General features: G+C 36.8%; 14 protein-coding genes. 4 read left to right on the top strand and 10 right to left on the bottom strand.

The window, feature by feature from the left end; genetic code table 11:
• Positions 1 to 25: 25 nt before the first annotated feature.
• From BLT30_RS18325 to BLT30_RS03920, 3 genes are all read left to right on the top strand, one after another.
• Positions 26 to 232 (top strand): hypothetical protein, encoded by a 207-nt coding sequence (locus BLT30_RS18325; RefSeq protein WP_245707104.1) that lies wholly within the window; start codon positions 26 to 28, stop codon positions 230 to 232.
• A gap of 134 nt (positions 233 to 366) precedes the next feature.
• The gene (locus BLT30_RS03925) at positions 367 to 1,629 is read left to right on the top strand and encodes a DUF4435 domain-containing protein (RefSeq protein WP_245707103.1); all 1,263 of its coding nucleotides are present in this window, start codon (positions 367 to 369) and stop codon (positions 1,627 to 1,629) included.
• 342 nt (positions 1,630 to 1,971) lie between these two features.
• A complete protein-coding gene (locus BLT30_RS03920) occupies positions 1,972 to 2,760 on the top strand; it encodes a GLPGLI family protein (RefSeq protein ID WP_089871581.1) in 789 nt (262 codons plus the stop codon).
• Positions 2,761 to 2,868: 108 nt separating this feature from the next.
• On the opposite strand, the gene hemL is transcribed toward BLT30_RS03920, so the two are convergent.
• From hemL to BLT30_RS03880, 8 genes are all read right to left on the bottom strand, one after another.
• Positions 2,869 to 4,149 carry a glutamate-1-semialdehyde 2,1-aminomutase gene (hemL, locus tag BLT30_RS03915; protein ID WP_089871579.1) on the bottom strand — a complete coding sequence of 427 codons (1,281 nt, stop codon included), beginning with the start codon at positions 4,147 to 4,149 and terminating at the stop codon, positions 2,869 to 2,871.
• A 97-nt stretch (positions 4,150 to 4,246) separates the two neighbouring features.
• Positions 4,247 to 5,311 (bottom strand): glucosaminidase domain-containing protein, encoded by a 1,065-nt coding sequence (locus BLT30_RS03910; RefSeq protein WP_089871577.1) that lies wholly within the window; start codon positions 5,309 to 5,311, stop codon positions 4,247 to 4,249.
• A gap of 188 nt (positions 5,312 to 5,499) precedes the next feature.
• Complete coding sequence (locus tag BLT30_RS03905) at positions 5,500 to 6,423, bottom strand: 1-aminocyclopropane-1-carboxylate deaminase/D-cysteine desulfhydrase (protein WP_089871575.1); 924 nt, start codon at positions 6,421 to 6,423, stop codon at positions 5,500 to 5,502.
• A gap of 565 nt (positions 6,424 to 6,988) precedes the next feature.
• The gene (locus tag BLT30_RS03900) at positions 6,989 to 7,942 is read right to left on the bottom strand and encodes a transketolase family protein (protein ID WP_089871573.1); all 954 of its coding nucleotides are present in this window, start codon (positions 7,940 to 7,942) and stop codon (positions 6,989 to 6,991) included.
• Positions 7,943 to 8,030: 88 nt separating this feature from the next.
• Positions 8,031 to 9,131: a hypothetical protein gene (locus BLT30_RS03895; protein ID WP_139166567.1), complete on the bottom strand. Its 1,101-nt coding sequence runs from the start codon at positions 9,129 to 9,131 to the stop codon at positions 8,031 to 8,033.
• 11 nt (positions 9,132 to 9,142) lie between these two features.
• Positions 9,143 to 9,994 carry a transketolase gene (locus BLT30_RS03890; protein ID WP_089871569.1) on the bottom strand — a complete coding sequence of 284 codons (852 nt, stop codon included), beginning with the start codon at positions 9,992 to 9,994 and terminating at the stop codon, positions 9,143 to 9,145.
• Positions 9,995 to 10,167: 173 nt separating this feature from the next.
• Entirely contained in the window at positions 10,168 to 10,695 is a 528-nt protein-coding gene (locus BLT30_RS03885) for a hypothetical protein (protein ID WP_089871567.1), read from the bottom strand.
• A 53-nt stretch (positions 10,696 to 10,748) separates the two neighbouring features.
• Complete coding sequence (locus BLT30_RS03880) at positions 10,749 to 11,702, bottom strand: PhoH family protein (RefSeq protein WP_089871566.1); 954 nt, start codon at positions 11,700 to 11,702, stop codon at positions 10,749 to 10,751.
• A 104-nt stretch (positions 11,703 to 11,806) separates the two neighbouring features.
• Here BLT30_RS03880 and BLT30_RS03875 point away from each other — a divergent pair, with 104 nt between their 5' ends.
• On the top strand, positions 11,807 to 12,634 hold the full coding sequence (locus BLT30_RS03875) for an SAM hydrolase/SAM-dependent halogenase family protein (RefSeq protein WP_089871564.1): 828 nt from the start codon (positions 11,807 to 11,809) through the stop codon (positions 12,632 to 12,634).
• A gap of 47 nt (positions 12,635 to 12,681) precedes the next feature.
• On the opposite strand, the gene BLT30_RS03870 is transcribed toward BLT30_RS03875, so the two are convergent.
• Both BLT30_RS03870 and BLT30_RS03865 read right to left on the bottom strand, forming a co-directional pair.
• Positions 12,682 to 14,829, bottom strand: coding sequence for a M12 family metallo-peptidase (locus tag BLT30_RS03870; RefSeq protein WP_139166566.1), 2,148 nt, complete (start codon positions 14,827 to 14,829; stop codon positions 12,682 to 12,684).
• 227 nt (positions 14,830 to 15,056) lie between these two features.
• Positions 15,057 to 17,219 (bottom strand): M12 family metallo-peptidase, encoded by a 2,163-nt coding sequence (locus tag BLT30_RS03865; protein WP_089871562.1) that lies wholly within the window; start codon positions 17,217 to 17,219, stop codon positions 15,057 to 15,059.
• Positions 17,220 to 17,224 lie beyond the last annotated feature (5 nt).

Raw genomic sequence — 17,224 nt, 5'->3', positions numbered from 1 at the left:
ATTTTAGACAAACACCATATAAAATATGAATATACGATTACCAATTAAAAAAGGACAACCAAATACAATTCCGACTATTGACTTTGAACAACTTGTTATTGTAGGTGCAAATGGTGCAGGAAAAACAAGATTCGGTTCAGATATTGAAAAAAGATATTTAGGACAGACTCACAGAATTTCAGCCCAGAAATCTTTATCCTTTCCCCAGAAGTTAGCCCAAAATCAAAAGTAAGAGCCGAAAATGAATTTTTATATGGTCATTATGAAGAGAGCTACAACCAACAGCAACAAGTAAATAACAAAAATTACTATCGCTGGCAAAATAATTTCAATACTTTTTTACTAAATGATTATGAAAAACTTCTTGTGCTACTGCATACAGAAGAATACGAAGAATCTCTTAACTTCAAAGAAGGAAGAATAGAAAAACCTACAACAAAACTGGATAGAGTTCAAAAAATCTGGGAAACTGTTCTTCCGCATAGAAAGTTACGGAAAAGCGCTGGAGTAATTCAGGCTTATCCATCAGGTCAAGAAGCTTCAAAATATAATGCTTCCGAAATGAGCGACGGTGAAAGAATAATTTTTTATTTAGCTGGTGAGGTTATATGCGCACCTGCTAATTCAATTATTATCATTGATGAACCTGAAATGCACATTCATTCTTCTTTGATAAAGCCCTTTTTTGATTTAATTGAAGCTGAAAGACCAGATTGTGCATTTGTTTACTTAACACACAACATAGATTTTGCTTTTACTCGTCAAAATGCAAAGAAAATTTGGGCGAAATCTTACGAGAATAATGTTTGGGATTATGAAATATTAGACGAGAATTTGCCCATACCTGAGCAATTGTACTTAGATGTTTTAGGCAGTAGAAAGCCAATTATATTTTTAGAAGGAGATAACAGCAGTATTGACTACGAGTTATACGAGCAAGTTTATAATGATAATACTTTGAAACCAGTTGGCAGTTGTGATAAAGTTGTTCAAGTAGTTAAAGCATTTAGAGACCAACAAGGATTTCATCATATCGAATCATTTGGGATTATTGATAGAGACAGACGACAACAAGCAGATATAATTTCATTAAACAGAAATGGCGTGTGGGTTCTTGACGTTGCAGAAGCAGAAAATCTACTTTTAATAGAACCTATCGTCAAAGAAGTTGCAAGACATATGGGAAGAGATTTAAATGACGTTTTCAATCAAGTGCGTCAAAACATAATCACATTCTTTGCAAGTCAAATCGACAACCAAATATTATTGCATTATAAGGAAATGTTGCGAAGAGAGTATTTGGCATTGTCAAACTTTACTTCACAAGACATTGCATCTGCTCTCGTTGAAATTGATTTAACTTTTGGAGGAATTGACAAACAAGCAATCTACACACAAATTGATACTGAATTCAAAGACATCCTGATAAGACAAGATTACGATGCAATTTTGAGAGTTTTCAATTTAAAGAATGCTTTAATTCCGAATTCGAAAGTTTGCGAATTAACGGGAATTAGAAATAAACTTGACTTCAAGAATATAGTTGTAACTCTCTTAAAGCAAAAGAATGAAGTTTCGAAAACAATAAAAGTAGCTATTGACAGTAAAATAATAAAAAACGCCACATAACAACAGTTTGCAAAAAGTTTTCTGAAGTGATTCAATTGAGAATTTTTGCAAAGTACAAAATTATCCGATGTTGCGGATTTGCAATCCGCGACATTATGAAAAAAAATAGCACGTACAAAACAAAAAAACCTCTCCAAAATCGGAAAGGTTTTTCTTTATCTAATACTAAAATGCCATAAAAGCTATAATCTTTTCTCTGGCGTGTCCTATTTTTTAGAATGATTACGAGCAAGATACTCGCACCAACGAGGGTAAACAAAATTTTGTTTCACTTTTAAAAATATAAATATTAGAACTTCGTTTATCTTTTTAGCAGAAAGCTTAAACAAACACCTCTCACAAATGAAATTGATTATATTTTTTCTTGGAATTTCTACCTTTTGCTTCTCACAAAAATTTAGTTTTATTTATGAAACAAAATACAAACTGAATTCAGAAAATCCAGATGATGTCAATTCCGACAATATGATTTTGGATTTAAAAAATAATGTTTCAATTTTTAGAGATTCACTAGACAGAAGAAATGATTCAATAAAGTTGAATGGTGGAATAGGAAGATATACTATGGGTGTTGAAAACCAATTCTATGTCAAAAAGAATCTTGCTCAAAAAAGAATTGAAAAAGTAATAACTTATTTGGCAAAAGATTATCTTCTTCCAATTGAGGAAATATTGGATTGGAAAATATCTTCCGAACAAAAAATGATTGGAAAATATAAATCTCAAAAAGCAGAAACAACGTATGGAGGAAGAAACTGGATTGCGTGGTTTACAACAGAATTACCTTTTGGAGATGGTCCATATATTTTCAATGGTTTACCTGGGTTGATTGTTTCTATTCATGATTCAAGCAATGATTATTCATTTAATTTGATAGAAGTCAAAAAAGGCGATAATATTTTTGACGCACGCACAAAAACAATAAAAATTGATTGGAAAAAATATGAAGCACTTGCAAAATCATATTTTAATGACCCATTTAATTTAAATTCAAGAGGGTGGAAAACAGCTACATTTACCGACGCGAATGGTACTACAGTGGCTATTTCTGTAAAAAATAAAGAACTGCAAAATTATATTTTGCAAGAAAATAATCCAATTGAGTTAAATCACAAAATAAACTACAAATAAAAACACTCCCGCTAACGTTGCATTGGCAAAATGCAGGAGGAAGTGCCGAGTGAAAAAACCAACATAATACACAAAAAACCTTTCCAAAATCGGAAAGGTTTTCTTTATCTAATACTGAAACTTCCTAAAAGCTTCCAGCGTTTTATCAATCTCTGTATCGCCAATCGCAGACGAAATAAACCAAGTTTCATAGCCACTTGGCGGAAGATAAATCCCTTGTTCCAAAACCTGATGAAACAGATTGTTGAACAAACCAATATTGGAATTATTCACTTCATTAAAATTACTCGCAGAAGTCACATCAAAGAAAATCGACATCATACTTCCTTTTCTGTTGATTCTGTGTCGGATTCCTTTTTCGTTCAGGATTTTTCCAATTTCGAAATCTAAGGTTTCTGTGGTTTTATCCAATTTTTTGTAGAAATCAGTGTCTTCTTTTATCAATTGTAAAGTCTTAAGTCCGGCTCTCATCGCTAAAGGGTTTCCACTCAAAGTTCCTGCTTGGTAAACGCGTCCTCTTGGCGAAAGCCAGTTCATAATTTCGTTTCTTCCGGCAAAAGCACCAACTGGCAATCCACCACCAATGACTTTTCCATAAGTTACCAAATCCGCTTTCACGCCCAAAGCTTCCTGCGCTCCACCAAAAGCCAAACGAAAACCTGTCATTACCTCATCAAAAATCAATAATGCACCGTTCTCGTCACAGATTCTTCTAAGGTTCTCTAGAAATTGATTTTCCGGCAGAATACAACCCATATTTCCGGCAATCGGTTCCACAATAATCGCCGCAATCTGCTTAGGATTATTTCTGAAAAGGTCTTCAACTTGTTCGATATTATTATATTCGGCAAGTAATGTATCTTTTGCCGTTCCTTGAGTAACGCCCGGAGAATTGGGACTTCCGAACGTCGCCATTCCACTTCCCGCCTGAATCAAAAACGAATCCGAATGTCCGTGGTAACAACCTTCGAACTTGATGATTTTTTCTCTTTCCGTATAACCTCTCGCCAAACGAATGGCACTCATACAAGCTTCAGTTCCCGAAGAAACCATTCTGATTTGGTCAACATTCGGAACGTTTTCTACGATGAATTTTGCAATCTCGGTTTCTAATTCCGTCGGTGCACCAAAAGAAAATCCTTTCTCAGCCTGTAGTTTCAGAGCTTCCAAAACTTCAGGATGTGTGTGACCGAGAATTGCTGGTCCCCAGGAATTGATATAATCGATGTAGTTTCTGTCGTCTTCATCTGTAAGGTAAGCACCTTTCGCAGATTTCATAAAAATTGGAACGCCGCCTACAGATTTGAAAGCGCGAACCGGCGAATTCACACCGCCCGGGATATATTTGTACGCCTCTTCAAAAAGCGCTGAACTTCTTTGGTATAACATTGTTGTTTTTTTATATTGTCCGAAGTCCGATGACGGAAGCCGGATGTTTTTAAATATTATGTTTTTCGTCTTCGGACATCAGACTACTGTCTTCCGACTAAGACCTAGGTTTCTTGCTTTGCAGGTAAATCACTTGTCCGGCTCTTGGCTGTTCTCCGGACTCCATTCGGTTCTTGGCGTAAAGTTTCTTCTCTTTTATCCCGAATTTCTGCGCTATGTCGTGCATGGTCTCTCCAATTCCAGCTTTGTAAGTATCCTTGTTTCCAGATGAATTTTTGCCTTCCAGGAAGATGATGTCATTTTTCGCCAATTTAGAACTTTCCAGTTCGTTGTATTTCATCAGACGCTTTTCACTGATTCCGAATTTTTTGGCAATATCGGAAACATCCGCATCCACAGGCATCACAAAGAATTTCAGGTCGCCGTTTGGATGGTTTTTAACAAGGATATTTTTCAGAAGTTCAGCTTTGCTTTTTGCATCGACCAAGTCAGAAACCTTGCTTTGCTGTTTGGCGTAAGAACCTTGGGTGTAATCCACCTTGATGGTTGGCTGCGCTACTTTTTCATTTTGTTTTTCCTGATTCAGTTGCGCCATAAAAACCGCGTCGCTGTTCAGATTCGGGTACAATTTCAAAATCGCATAATAAACCTCATCCTTGTTTGTATTGTCAAATTCATACAATTTATATCGCTCGATTTTATCAATCAGGATGTATGCATATCTTGGATTGGTGGCATATCCTGCTTTTTTCAGACCGTGCGCCCAAGCTTTGTAATCTTTTGGGTCCAGATCAAAAAGTTTGGTGTAATATTTTCTCGTCGCCAGAAAAATCGAATGGTCTTCATAAGACTGCTTCGGGTCTTCATAGACGCGGAAACACTCGTTGGGAGCATCATCTGTATGACTCATTGTTTTTCCCGTCCAGTCTTCCTTACATTTGATCCCGAAATGGTTTTTCCCCAATTGTGCCAATCGGCTTTGTCCGCCTCCGGTTTCCAAAAGTCCCTGTGCAAGCGTGATACTCGCAGGAATTTTATATTTTTCCATTTCTTCCACCGCATACGGCGCAAATTTCTGGATATATTGGTCTTCCGTTTTCCAGGTCTGTGCTTTTACGAATCCTAAAACACAAACGAAACCAATCGCCAATAACTTTTTCATTTTCAATATTTTAAAATATTTATTTTCTATTTTTTTAGGAGCTTATTGACTCTGTCGAACAGCAACTTAATATTATTTATTTGGAGCTATTTCCCGCTATCCGCTATATCTTTTCCTTTTTTAGCAAAAAAAGAAAAAGGATGCCGCTACTATCGGGGCTATTGGTTTCAACATCAATTCAAGTTTTGTCAAAAAATCAGACTTTCGAAATCAATCAAGGGTCTATTTTTACCTCTCAAAAACTGATTCGCTCCTTTGATTCCCTGCAATCCTCCGGTATGAAATGTCAGAATCTTTGAACCTTTCGGAAAGAAACCTTTCTCTGCCAAATCAAAGATCTTCTGCAACATCTTTCCGGTATAGATTGGGTCTAGCGGAATATCATATTCGTTATAAAACCAATTTATAAAACGGATATTCTCATCCGATATTTTCCCGTATCGATTTTCATCTGCATCGATCAATTCAAAATTGTTTCTCATACTCCATTCCCAAATTGTTTTTTGCAAAGAATCATCTTTCACAACTTTGATTCCGACAACTTTCTGATGTTCTTCTGCAAACTTCGAAATCCCAGCAACTGTTCCGCCGGTTCCAACTGCTGTGCAAAGATAGTCAAAATCTTTGGTGTCATTTCCCAACATATATTGGACACCTTCAACTGCCATTTCATTACTTCCACCTTCCGGAATGATGAGTGCGTTTGGATATTTCTCGGAAAATTCCTGAGTTAATTTTTCTTTGTTCTGATAATCTTCTCTGGAAACGAAGAAGAATTGCATTCCGTTTCTAGAAGCTTCTAATAATGTTGGATTATTCTGCCAATGATTTTCCAATTCATCTCCTCTTATAATCCCCTTTGTAGGAATATCAAACTGTTTCCCAAAAGCAGAAACTGAAGCGATATGATTGGAAAAAGCGCCACCAAAAGTAATCAACAAAGGATTTTCAGGTTTCAATCCCAGATATTGATTGACATTGAAAAAAAGTTTCCAGAATTTGTTCCCGGAAATTTTCGGATGGATCAAGTCTTCTCTTTTAATAAAAATCTGAACATCAAAATCAGTTTTGATTTTGACAATCGGGAGTTTATATTCGGTGAACTGAAGCATTATCAAAAATAAAGAAATTCATTGGATCTGTAAATATTAATCAAATCTCTATTTTTGAAAACCTCTTTGATCATTCTTCAACAATATGAAAATCAATCAACAGAATTGAAATATCAGGACATGGATCTATTTCATTAGTTTACCTTATTTCCCTATTTAACAATCGATTCTAATTAGACTAAAAACATAAAGTGAATTATTTAACAATAATTAATTATAAATATCAAAAACACAAATAAAAACACAAACAACTGAAAACCAAACATCTTTATTTGTAAAATACTTTCCATAATAGAATAATTTCGGAATTCATTAAATACTTTAGTTTTTTAATCGAAATCTTCCTTGTAATATTGTCAAAGATTTAAGGAACAATATTCTTTTTTTATCTCAAAAACTAAAAAAACAAATGATGGAGAAAATCATCATTCGCCCTGCTTCTGAATTAAATTTTAGCATTCGGTAGTAGGGCAATTTTCATTCATCCCCAGAAGATTAGAGATACAGAAAAGCAAATAAAAAAGCCCACCAATTGGCGGACTTTAAAGCAATATAAATTCGAAATTTATTTTGTTCTTTCAATGATCTTCTTCACTGCTTTTACGACTGCATCTGCATCGATCTGGTATTTTTTCATCAGCTCAGCCGGCGTTCCGGACTCTCCGAAAGTATCATGTACAGCAACAAATTCCTGAGGTGTTGGTCTTCTCCTGGACAAAACTCCGGCAACAGACTCTCCTAATCCCCCAAGATAGTTATGTTCTTCTGCAGTAACAATCTTCCCTGTTTTCTCTACAGATGTAAGAATAATTTCTTCGTCCAAAGGTTTGATCGTATGAATATTGATGATCTCACAAGAGATGCCTTCTTTTTCCAACTCATCAGCTGCTAACAAAGATTCCCAAACCAAATGCCCGGTCGCAACAATCGTCACATCAGTTCCTTCCTGCAAAAGGATTCCTTTCCCAATTTCGAAAGGCATATCTTCCGGGATGAACACAGGAACCACAGGACGACCAAATCTAAGGTAAACAGGACCTTCATGTGCCGCTGCAGCCAAAGTCGCCGCTTTGGTCTGATTGTAATCACAAGGATTGATCACCGTCATCCCCGGCAACATCTTCATCATCCCGATATCTTCTAAAACCTGATGTGTAGCACCATCTTCGCCCAATGTTACTCCGGCATGAGAAGCGGCGATTTTTACATTTTTATTGGAATAAGCGATTGACTGACGGATCTGGTCATACACCCTGGATGTAGCAAAGTTGGCGAAAGTTCCCGCAAAAGGAATCTTGCCATTGATTGTAAGCCCTGCCGCCAGACCCATCATATTAGCTTCCGCAATACCTGTCTGGAAAAACCTTTGCGGTGCTTTCTCTATGAATTTTTCCATCTTTAGAGAACCAATAAGGTCGGCGCAAAGTGCCACTACATCAGGGTTTGTATCAGCTAATTCCGCCAATCCGGCCCCGAAGCCTGAACGTGTATCTTTTTTTTCTGTGTATGTATATTTCATTTTATAGAGTGATTTTTGATTTTAGAATCTAGATTGAACTAAGAATCTAAAATGTAATTTTAATTTTTTTAAGTACTTGTTTTTAGATCTAATCCAATTGATCCAGATATTTGTCTAGCTTTTTCCTGTCGGATTTGGAAAGCTCATCACGGATATTGAGAAGATACAGAACCTCTCTTCTAATCTCATCCATAGTGCCTTTTTCATCCACTGTTTCCGAGTATGACTGCGTAAGATACATATCGCAAACTTGTCCTACATAATTGTATAGATGTTTTGATAAGTTCTTATTTTCAAAGGTTGGTAATCCATTTTGGATATTGGTACAGTATTTCGGAGCCCCTTTCAATAAATCCTTTGAGTCCGGGTTATCTATTGACAGCGTCGCCATTTCCTCATTCTCTTGCTTGTAAGTAGAGACATATTCCGGAATATACTTGTCATAACTGTAAGCACTATCAGAATATACCGCAGCAGAATCTGCATAATCTTCTTCCCATCTTTTCTGTTCCAACATCAGGGAGTCCATTCTTCTCTGATGCTTCATCATACTTTGTTTATGGTCAAAATAGACATAAGCCTCAGAATCTTTGATGCTTTTAAGAACAAAATGTTCCGTATCAAATTGATCATCATTAACTCCAGCTTTCAGAACAAGACCTTTCAATTCATTGGAATAATTGCTTCTTGTAAAAACCTTGATGATACCATTAAGTGCACTGAAAGTATTAATTGGATAATTCTCATTGACGCAGACCTTCAAGGATTCATCTTTATTGGCTTCCTTGAAATTCAGCAAATAATATTGACAAGGTAATCCTAAGATAATCTCTGTCCCCTCAATTTTTTTGGCCTCGATATCTTTGCCTTTTCCATCCGGAGAAGCCTCGTAAGCTATCTGAGAAAAAAAAGGTGAATAAAAACTATTTTCCAACTGACTATTCATGCCAAAACTTACCGGACTTACTCCTAAATTATCAACAAAGACATTCAGTGGAAACTGGTCGACCTTTGCATTTACCAATAATTCATTGGATGTATTGCCGAAAACATCTATATCGATGGTTCTATTCTTATTTTTAGAATCAACAACACCGTATTTCAGTTCCTTTGTGAACAAAATCTTTTTGTTCTGAGCAAAAGTCAAAATACAACTAAAGACAAGAAAAAATACTGTGATCTTTTTCAAAACAATGATGATTAATAATCAGCAGGCGCTTCTAAATACAGTTGTTTGAAAGCTGCATCCAACTGTTCGTCATTAGGAGCCTTTCCATGCCAAGCATGACTTCCCACCATGAAATCTACCCCACTGCCCATCTCCGTATGAAGAAGAATCGCTACAGGTTTTCCCTTTCCTGTTTCAGATTTTGCCTTATTAAGAATCGCGATAACAGCCTCCAGGTCGTTACCATTTTTCTCTTCTAATACCAACCATCCAAAGGCTTCCAATTTCGCATGAAGATCACCTAATGACAATACATCGTCCGTATCTCCATCGATCTGTCTCCCATTATAATCTATTGTTGAAATGATATTGTCCACTTTCTTAGCAGCGGCATACATAAAAGCTTCCCAAACCTGACCTTCCTGCAACTCCCCATCTCCGTGAAGTGTGTAGACCAATGCATCGTCTTTATCCAATTTTTTACCTTGTGCAGCGCCCAAACCTACAGACAGTCCTTGACCTAAAGATCCCGATGCTACTCTAATTCCCGGTAAACCCTCGTGGGTCGTTGGGTGACCTTGTAATCTGGAATTCAGTTTTCTGAAAGTTGCCAATTCTGCAACCGGAAAGAATCCGAATCTCGCCAAAGTACTATAAAATACGGGAGAAATGTGCCCGTTGGAAAGGAAAAAAAGATCTTCATTCTTACCTTCCATCGTGAAAGGCAATTTGTAATTCAGGATCTCTCCGTAAAGTGCTACGAAATATTCTGTACAACCAAGAGAACCTCCCGGGTGACCACTATTTACAGCGTGAACCATTCTCAGAATATCTCTTCTGATCTGCGTTGAAAGGCTTTTCAGCTCTTCGATTGATTTGCTCATTTTGTTAGATTTGCTTTCTTGCGAAAATACGATTTTTAAATGACGTCTAAAAATCTATGCATATGAAATTTGCACAAAAGAGAAACAAACCACTTTCTAAACAAACAGTTTGGACATCAAAAAAACTCCAGTATTGACTGGAGTTTTTTTAACTATTCTGATTTTAAAATATACTACTTCAAATTAAAGTTGAACCCTACAATGACTGCTCCTACGGTTTCTTTTCCTATTCCTGGATGATCATCATAATACCTTCTATCATACTTTCCTGAAATACTTTGGTAACCTACATATAATTCTCCAACAGGCATATTATACATAAATTTTGGCAACGCATATAATCCTCCGTTTACATTATCATTTGTTGATATTCCGTAACCTAAATCTAAACCAACAGCAATAGGAGCACCACTAAATGAATATTTACCGGACACTGCTACCGGAATAAATCCGAAATCTTCACCTTTAAAAGATCCATATCCAGGAGAATCATAACTTTTTGCAATGTAATGTGAATATCCAGTTGCAACACCTAGGTCGAAACCTTTTGCAAGATTCCATCTGTAAGCTGCATCTAATCCTAATGTGAAATCAGAATTTCCTGTTGTAGGAACACCAATATGAGCACCCAATTTGAAACCTTCTTGCGCATTAGCAAGTCCAAAAACTGCAAAAGCAGTTAGTAAAAAAAACTTTTTCATAGTTCTAAAAATTTAAATTTTCAAATAACTATTACCAAGTTTTATACCAAACATCAAGACTTATTTTTCTCGCTGTTGTTATAAGCAACAATAATCTTCTTAACCACCGGATGCCTGACAACATCTTCCTCTGTAAGATGCACAAATCCAATCTCTTCCACATCTTTCAAAATCGTCATGGATTCTTTAAGTCCAGACTGTTGTTTCGGAGGCAGATCGACCTGACTCGGATCACCTGTAATAATGAACTTGGCATTCATTCCCATTCTCGTCAAAAACATTTTCATCTGAGAGTGCGTGGTATTCTGAGCCTCATCCAGAATTACAAAAGCTTCATCCAAAGTCCGCCCTCTCATAAAGGCCAAAGGTGCAACTTCTATAACCTTTTTCTCCATATAACCTTCGAGTTTCTCGTGTGGGATCATGTCTCTCAGCGCGTCATAAAGAGGCTGTAAATACGGGTCCAACTTCTCTTTGAGATCTCCTGGGAGAAACCCTAAACTCTCCCCTGCTTCTACAGCTGGTCTCGTCAAAATAATTCTTTTGACCTCTTTGTCACGAAGTGCCCTAACTGCTAGAGCCACACTAGTATAAGTTTTACCTGTTCCTGCCGGTCCAATCGCAAAGACCATATCTTTTTTCTCCGAAACTTTCACCAGCTTCTTCAGATTTGTTGTTTTGGCCTTGATAACTTTTCCATTAACACCTTTTACAATGATGTCTTGATCAAAAATCAATTGTTTCTCGGAATCGTCTTTCAGTTTAAGGAGAGACTCCAGCTGCTTAATTTCCAAAGAATTGTGCTTGGAGATATAATCCGAAACATCATCAAGCTTTTTCTTCAGCAGATCCAAGGTCTCCCGGTTTCCCATTGCAAATACGAAATTGTCCCTGCCTGTGATCTTAAGTGTAGGAAAACTGGATTTTATAAGATTGAAATTTTGATTCTGAACACCATAAAACGTTTTGGTGTTTATCCCTTCAAGTTCATAATTTATTTCGAACATATATAATATTAGTGGTTAGTCTAACAAATATATGAATAGATTTGATAAGTTATGGCGGTTAAAAAATTGAATTATATTAAATTTGCAACAAATCCGAAAAACAAATGTCAGTTATCACCCTTACTTCAGATTACGGGCTTGTGGACCACCGAGTTGCAAGTGTGAAAGGTAAAATCCTCAGTTGGAGCGAGGAAGTAAAAGCGGTAGATATCACACATGACATTACACCTTATAATCTTTTACAAACAGCCTACATCGTTCGGAACGCTTATAAATTCTTCCCAGAAGGAAGCATCCACATAATTTGTGTGGACAGCTTTTATAGCAAAGCAAGAAAAAATATCATTACAAAAATAGACGGGCATTATTTCATCTCCGCAGATAATGGTATAATAAACTTAATGTTTTTCGATATAAAACCTGAAGCTCTCTATGAGATCACACTTAACAATCGTTTTGATGATAAGGTGGTTTTTCCTGCTACAGAAATCTTTGTACCATCAGCAATGCATCTCTACAAAGGTGGACTACCAGAAGTGATCGGAAGAAAGATCAAAACCATAAAAGAAGTTTCCTTCCCAAGAGCAATCTATAACGAAGCTGAAAAAATGATCATAGGGGAAGTGATGTATATTGATAATTTTGGAAACGTGGTCTCTAATATCGGACGAAAGTTCTTTGAAAAGCATGCTTCGATATCAAAAAATTTCACAGTGAAATTCAGAAATATAGTCCTATCAAAAATATCAGACCAATACACCGATGTCGTTACGGATTGGAGCCGAGAACAGGAATTCCACGGGAAATCATCTGTTATCTTCAATGATGTGGACCTTCTGGAGATTACCATTTACAAAGGGAATTTAACAAATGGTGCTTCTTCTCTTTTCGGACTGAGTACCGGCGAAAAGATCTTCATAGAATTCGAATAAAAAAACCGACAATAATGTCGGTTTTTTTATTAATGATTTAAATGATATTATTGCTTGATCAATTTTTTACTAAAACTATCATTCTCCGTTTTCACTTGAACTACATAGTTTCCTGTTTTCAGTCTAGATACATCGAAAGTATTCTTAGATAGGCTGTCTGTATCGAACTGTTTTACCAATTTTCCTGAGATATCATAAACCTCAACAGATTTCATTTTCGTAATTCCCTTCAATGTAAATTGATTTTTCACCGGATTCGGGTACAATGCCACATCTTTAGAATTCACTACATCATCCACAGCAAGTACCGTACAGCTAAAGTTAGCTTTGAAACCTGAACCTACAAAAGAATCATCAGACCTGAAGGTCAATGTGATAGCTCCAGACTCATGTGTAGATTCATAAGAGTTGGGAATTGTGCTTCCTGAAAGCCTTGCAGCTCCTGTGAATACGGGAGAGTTTGCCAACCCGTTTCTCAGTGTTATATAATGGGCACCTAGATTGAACTCAGTAAAGTTTATTTTAAGTTTTTGTCCAGGAGCGTCCGGATAGAAGGTTTTTGTCCAGTTTTCGTTGTTGGAATAATTTCCGTTTTCTCCACCAGTGTCAGTTATGATCTTTCCACACCAAGAGCCATCGGTTATAAAAACTTGAGCCTGCTGATATGTTGCAGAACATTCTGTCCCTATTTCTATTTTATAGAATGAGTTGGGATCCAGACCATTGAAATTAAGAACTTTATTACTTGTAGAACCTGATTGTACCACTGTATCATCTGTAGTTTTTGAAAGGCGATATTTCCAAGTTGTACCTGTGGCATCTGCTATTGTAGCTGTAACAGAATTTCCGGTCAATGCACTTAAAGTAACTCCAGTAACAGTCACATCACAAGAATTGATACAGTCAGAACCCAAGCATGGCTTACCTGCAATGGTCTGTCTAATCAAATCACCCGGCTGTTGTCCGAACCCATTCGCAAAACTGATTCCAACAGAGCCCACTAAATGGCAATAGCTCATGATCGTTCCTTTTGTAGTTGTAGGAAGCGGCCCATCACAACCTTCATCATTCCCTGATGCAGGCCCACAACCATCAATGGCTGTATTATTTCCATTCCAAGCACAAGCATGGGTATGTGGAGAACCGAAATTATGTCCTAGCTCATGGGTCATCGCCTCGATATTCCAGGAATAAGTTGGGACAGCAATATTTTGAGCATTTACACCACAGTAAGAATATTTGTAAACACTACAAATTGAATTGACATATGCTACACTTGTTGTAGCAGGATTTCTAATCAATTGAGCAACATCTCCATTGAAAGTAGTTCTAGTAGTTCTGAATTGGTTAAGAATCGTGCTCGGTTGTCCAGAATAAGGATCTGTAGATGTCCATACATAAATCTCACTAATTGCAACCTTCACACTTTCATTATCATACAACGTCTTGATATTGTTGAACAAAGCCGTCACCCAGTTTGAAGTGGAAGTTACGTTAGAGCCATTCTGCGTGTAAGGTCCATAACCTACTTCAAAATAAATTCTTATACAGCTATTTGCATCTTTGGAAGCCTTTTTTGCATTCGGGTCAAAAGAAGGTTTATTAATTTTGTTCTCAGGCAGTTCGTCTGCGCTACAAGAAAAAGGATTTTTAGACTTCAACTTATAATCGCTGTAAGAAACAAAATCCTGGGAACTCTTAGCTTTTCCTACAACAATATTTCCCAATTCATTTGTAGAAGCCACTCCCACAATATCATTATCAAAAAAACTGAAAGCAACTACAGAGGTATTGTCTCCTTTTATAATTCCCTGATAATAAACCCCGGGTGTATAGTTAGCGTCACCTTTATCGGTTCCTACCTTAAAGCCACCAGCAAAAATATCATTCTTTATAAGTTCTACAGTAACATCTCCACCTTCAAAAGGAAAACTAAGTTCCATGGCTTGTGGTTTCTCGCTTACTATTCTTTGCAGTTCAGCGGTTTTCAGCTGCATAACCGTCACGTCGGACGCCTCATTGTTGTAGACAGCCGCATTTTTGGAAGCTACATCCTTTGCAAAAGGACTGAACTTGGCAAAATTTCTCTTAGCCGTCTTTTGATCTGCTACTTTCTGTGCAATTGGTTTAAGGACTTGTGCAGCCCCAAATCCGAAAAGACATACCGAAAATAGCAGTTGTAGAATTTTCTTCATATTTTAATACAATTAAATTTATCGTACAAAAAAAAGACTTTTTTTTCAAAATCAGCTTCATAATTTAAATTTTAACTATTTTATATTAATTAAAAATTTCAATTAAAATTGACTTTTTTTTATTTTAAAACAAAGCCGCCCTACAATAACAAAGAGTTTTATTAAAATTTTTCAAAAAAAATAGTCAAAACTCACATTTTGACTATTTTTTTATTAATTCACGAATATTATTCTTTAATGATTTTCTTGCTTATCGTTTCTTTGTCAGTTTTTACCATCACAACATAACTGCCGGTCTTTAGTTTGGAAACATCAAACATGTTTTTGGAGATAGATGTCATATCAAAATCTTTGATCAATTTCCCAGAAGTATCGAAAACCTTAACGGACGCAATCTTTCCAAAATTGTTAAGGACAAATTGGTTTTTAACAGGATTTGGAGACAATGAAATATCTTTAAGACCTGCAACATCATCTGCTGCCAAAACACCACAACTAAGCAAAGCCTTTAACCCTTTTGCCGTAACACCCCCATCTGAAGTGAAGGTAACAGTAATGGCACCGGTTGAATGTGTAGATTGGTAAGAGGCAGGGAGCGATGTTCCACTTAGGTTAGCGGCACCGGAAAAAGTGGGAGAATTTGCTATCCCATTTCTAATCATCAGAAAATCATAGCCTTGTTCCAAATCAAATTCTTGAAAAGTAATTTTTACTTTTTGCCCTGGGGAATCTGGATAGAAAGTTTTAGTCCATGTTTCGTTATCTGTATAATTATCGTTTGCTCCACCAGAATCTGTTATCGTTTTACCACACCAGTCATCATCCGTCAAAATCATTTGGCTTCTTTGATAAGCTCCTGAGCAATCTGTTCCTACTTCCACTTTGTAGAAAGTATTGGGAGAAAGACCATCAATTGCCAGGGTTTTCACAGTTGTATTTCCGGATTTCACAATGGTACCGTCCATTTTGACCACTCGGTATTTCCATTTAGAAGATGTTGCATCAGAAATGGTAACAGTAGCAGCTGTCTTTGTAACATTACTGATCGCCAGAGAAGTCACAGTAATTGTACATACATTTGTACAATCTGTTCCCAGACATGCTTTAGAATCAACTGTTTGTCTGATAAGAGCTCCTGGTTGTTCTCCAAAGCCCAGGGACAAATTAACTCCTACAGGCATCAGATGGCAGTAGCTCATAATAGTACCACCATTTGCAGGTATCACATCGGAAGTACACACCAAACCCTCACTATCAATAATTGCCGGTCTGGCAGTTGGTCCACACCAGTCAATAGGTGTATTATCCCCATTCCAAGCGCAAGCATGTGTGTGGGGAGAACCTAGAGCATGCCCCATCTCGTGGGTCATTGCCATAATAGTCCAAGAGTAGGTCGGAACATTATTATAGGTCATATTGATTCCAGAATAGGCATATTTATAGGTTCCACAAAGAGAATTAAGGTAGGCCACACTCGTAGTAGACGGGTAGTTTACCAAATGTGCCAGATCCCCGTCAAAAGTTGGTCTGTTTACTCTAAAAGCGGCAAGGTTCTGATTATACGTTCCAGTGTAAGGATCGGCAGTTTCCCAAACATACACGGTTTTTAGGGACATCTTCACACCATCATTCACATAGAGTGTATTAATATTATTATGAACTGCAGAGATCCAGTTGACAGTGTTGGTCAGATTCGATCCGTTTTGCTGAAAAGGTTGATTACAAATTTCATAATAAACCCTCACACAAGAACTGGTCATCTGTGGAGTTTTGGACTTTGGATCAAATTTAATTTTTTGCCTTTCATTGTCCATCAATTCATCAGCTGCACAAATAAAAGGATTGGTCCCTGTTAACTTCTGATCATTATAGACCACAAAATCATCCGAGTTCACAGCTTTGCCCAAGGTTACATTTCCAATATTAAGTGCGGATGCTACACCGATCACATCATTATCAAAGAAACTGAATGCAACCACTGATTTATTATCACCTTTGACAATTCCTCTGTAGAAAACGCCTTTTTGATAATCATTGACTTTCTTTTTATTGGTCTCAATATTAAATTCAGGGGAATAAATATCCACTTTTACCATTTCCACTACCAATTCTCTATCCTCAAAAGGAAAAGTGAATTCCATAGCTTGTGGTCTATCCGACAAGATATGTGAAAGCTTGCTCTTATCCAGTTTCAAAACCCTTGCGTCTCTTGCTGCTTGCTGATAAGCGATCTGCCTACCACTATTATCTAAGCTAAAAAGATTGACAGCTTGAAACGCCACTTTTTTTGAATGATAATCATTGACTTCTTTAGCAATTGGTCTTAATGCCTGGGCAAAACCTAAAAAGCCAAAAAGAACGACCAATAGCAATTGTAATTGTTTCTTCATATTTT

This window comes from Epilithonimonas hungarica (assembly GCF_900102265.1).
In the GTDB taxonomy this organism is placed as follows: domain Bacteria; phylum Bacteroidota; class Bacteroidia; order Flavobacteriales; family Weeksellaceae; genus Epilithonimonas; species Epilithonimonas hungarica.
Note: the sequence above shows the minus strand (reverse complement) of the source record. Positions and strands in the feature narration are given on the sequence as shown.

What these genes read in the sequence shown, in the direction of transcription:
- BLT30_RS18325 (WP_245707104.1), top strand. Translation starts at nt 26, where the DNA reads ATGAATATACGATTACCAATTAAAAAAGGACAACCAAATACAATTCCG.
- BLT30_RS03920 (WP_089871581.1), top strand. Translation starts at nt 1,972, where the DNA reads ATGAAATTGATTATATTTTTTCTTGGAATTTCTACCTTTTGCTTCTCA.
- hemL (WP_089871579.1), bottom strand. Translation starts at nt 4,149, where the DNA reads ATGTTATACCAAAGAAGTTCAGCGCTTTTTGAAGAGGCGTACAAATAT.
- BLT30_RS03910 (WP_089871577.1), bottom strand. Translation starts at nt 5,311, where the DNA reads ATGAAAAAGTTATTGGCGATTGGTTTCGTTTGTGTTTTAGGATTCGTA.
- BLT30_RS03905 (WP_089871575.1), bottom strand. Translation starts at nt 6,423, where the DNA reads ATGCTTCAGTTCACCGAATATAAACTCCCGATTGTCAAAATCAAAACT.
- BLT30_RS03900 (WP_089871573.1), bottom strand. Translation starts at nt 7,942, where the DNA reads ATGAAATATACATACACAGAAAAAAAAGATACACGTTCAGGCTTCGGG.
- BLT30_RS03890 (WP_089871569.1), bottom strand. Translation starts at nt 9,994, where the DNA reads ATGAGCAAATCAATCGAAGAGCTGAAAAGCCTTTCAACGCAGATCAGA.
- BLT30_RS03885 (WP_089871567.1), bottom strand. Translation starts at nt 10,695, where the DNA reads ATGAAAAAGTTTTTTTTACTAACTGCTTTTGCAGTTTTTGGACTTGCT.
- BLT30_RS03880 (WP_089871566.1), bottom strand. Translation starts at nt 11,702, where the DNA reads ATGTTCGAAATAAATTATGAACTTGAAGGGATAAACACCAAAACGTTT.
- BLT30_RS03875 (WP_089871564.1), top strand. Translation starts at nt 11,807, where the DNA reads ATGTCAGTTATCACCCTTACTTCAGATTACGGGCTTGTGGACCACCGA.
- BLT30_RS03870 (WP_139166566.1), bottom strand. Translation starts at nt 14,829, where the DNA reads ATGAAGAAAATTCTACAACTGCTATTTTCGGTATGTCTTTTCGGATTT.
- BLT30_RS03865 (WP_089871562.1), bottom strand. Translation starts at nt 17,219, where the DNA reads ATGAAGAAACAATTACAATTGCTATTGGTCGTTCTTTTTGGCTTTTTA.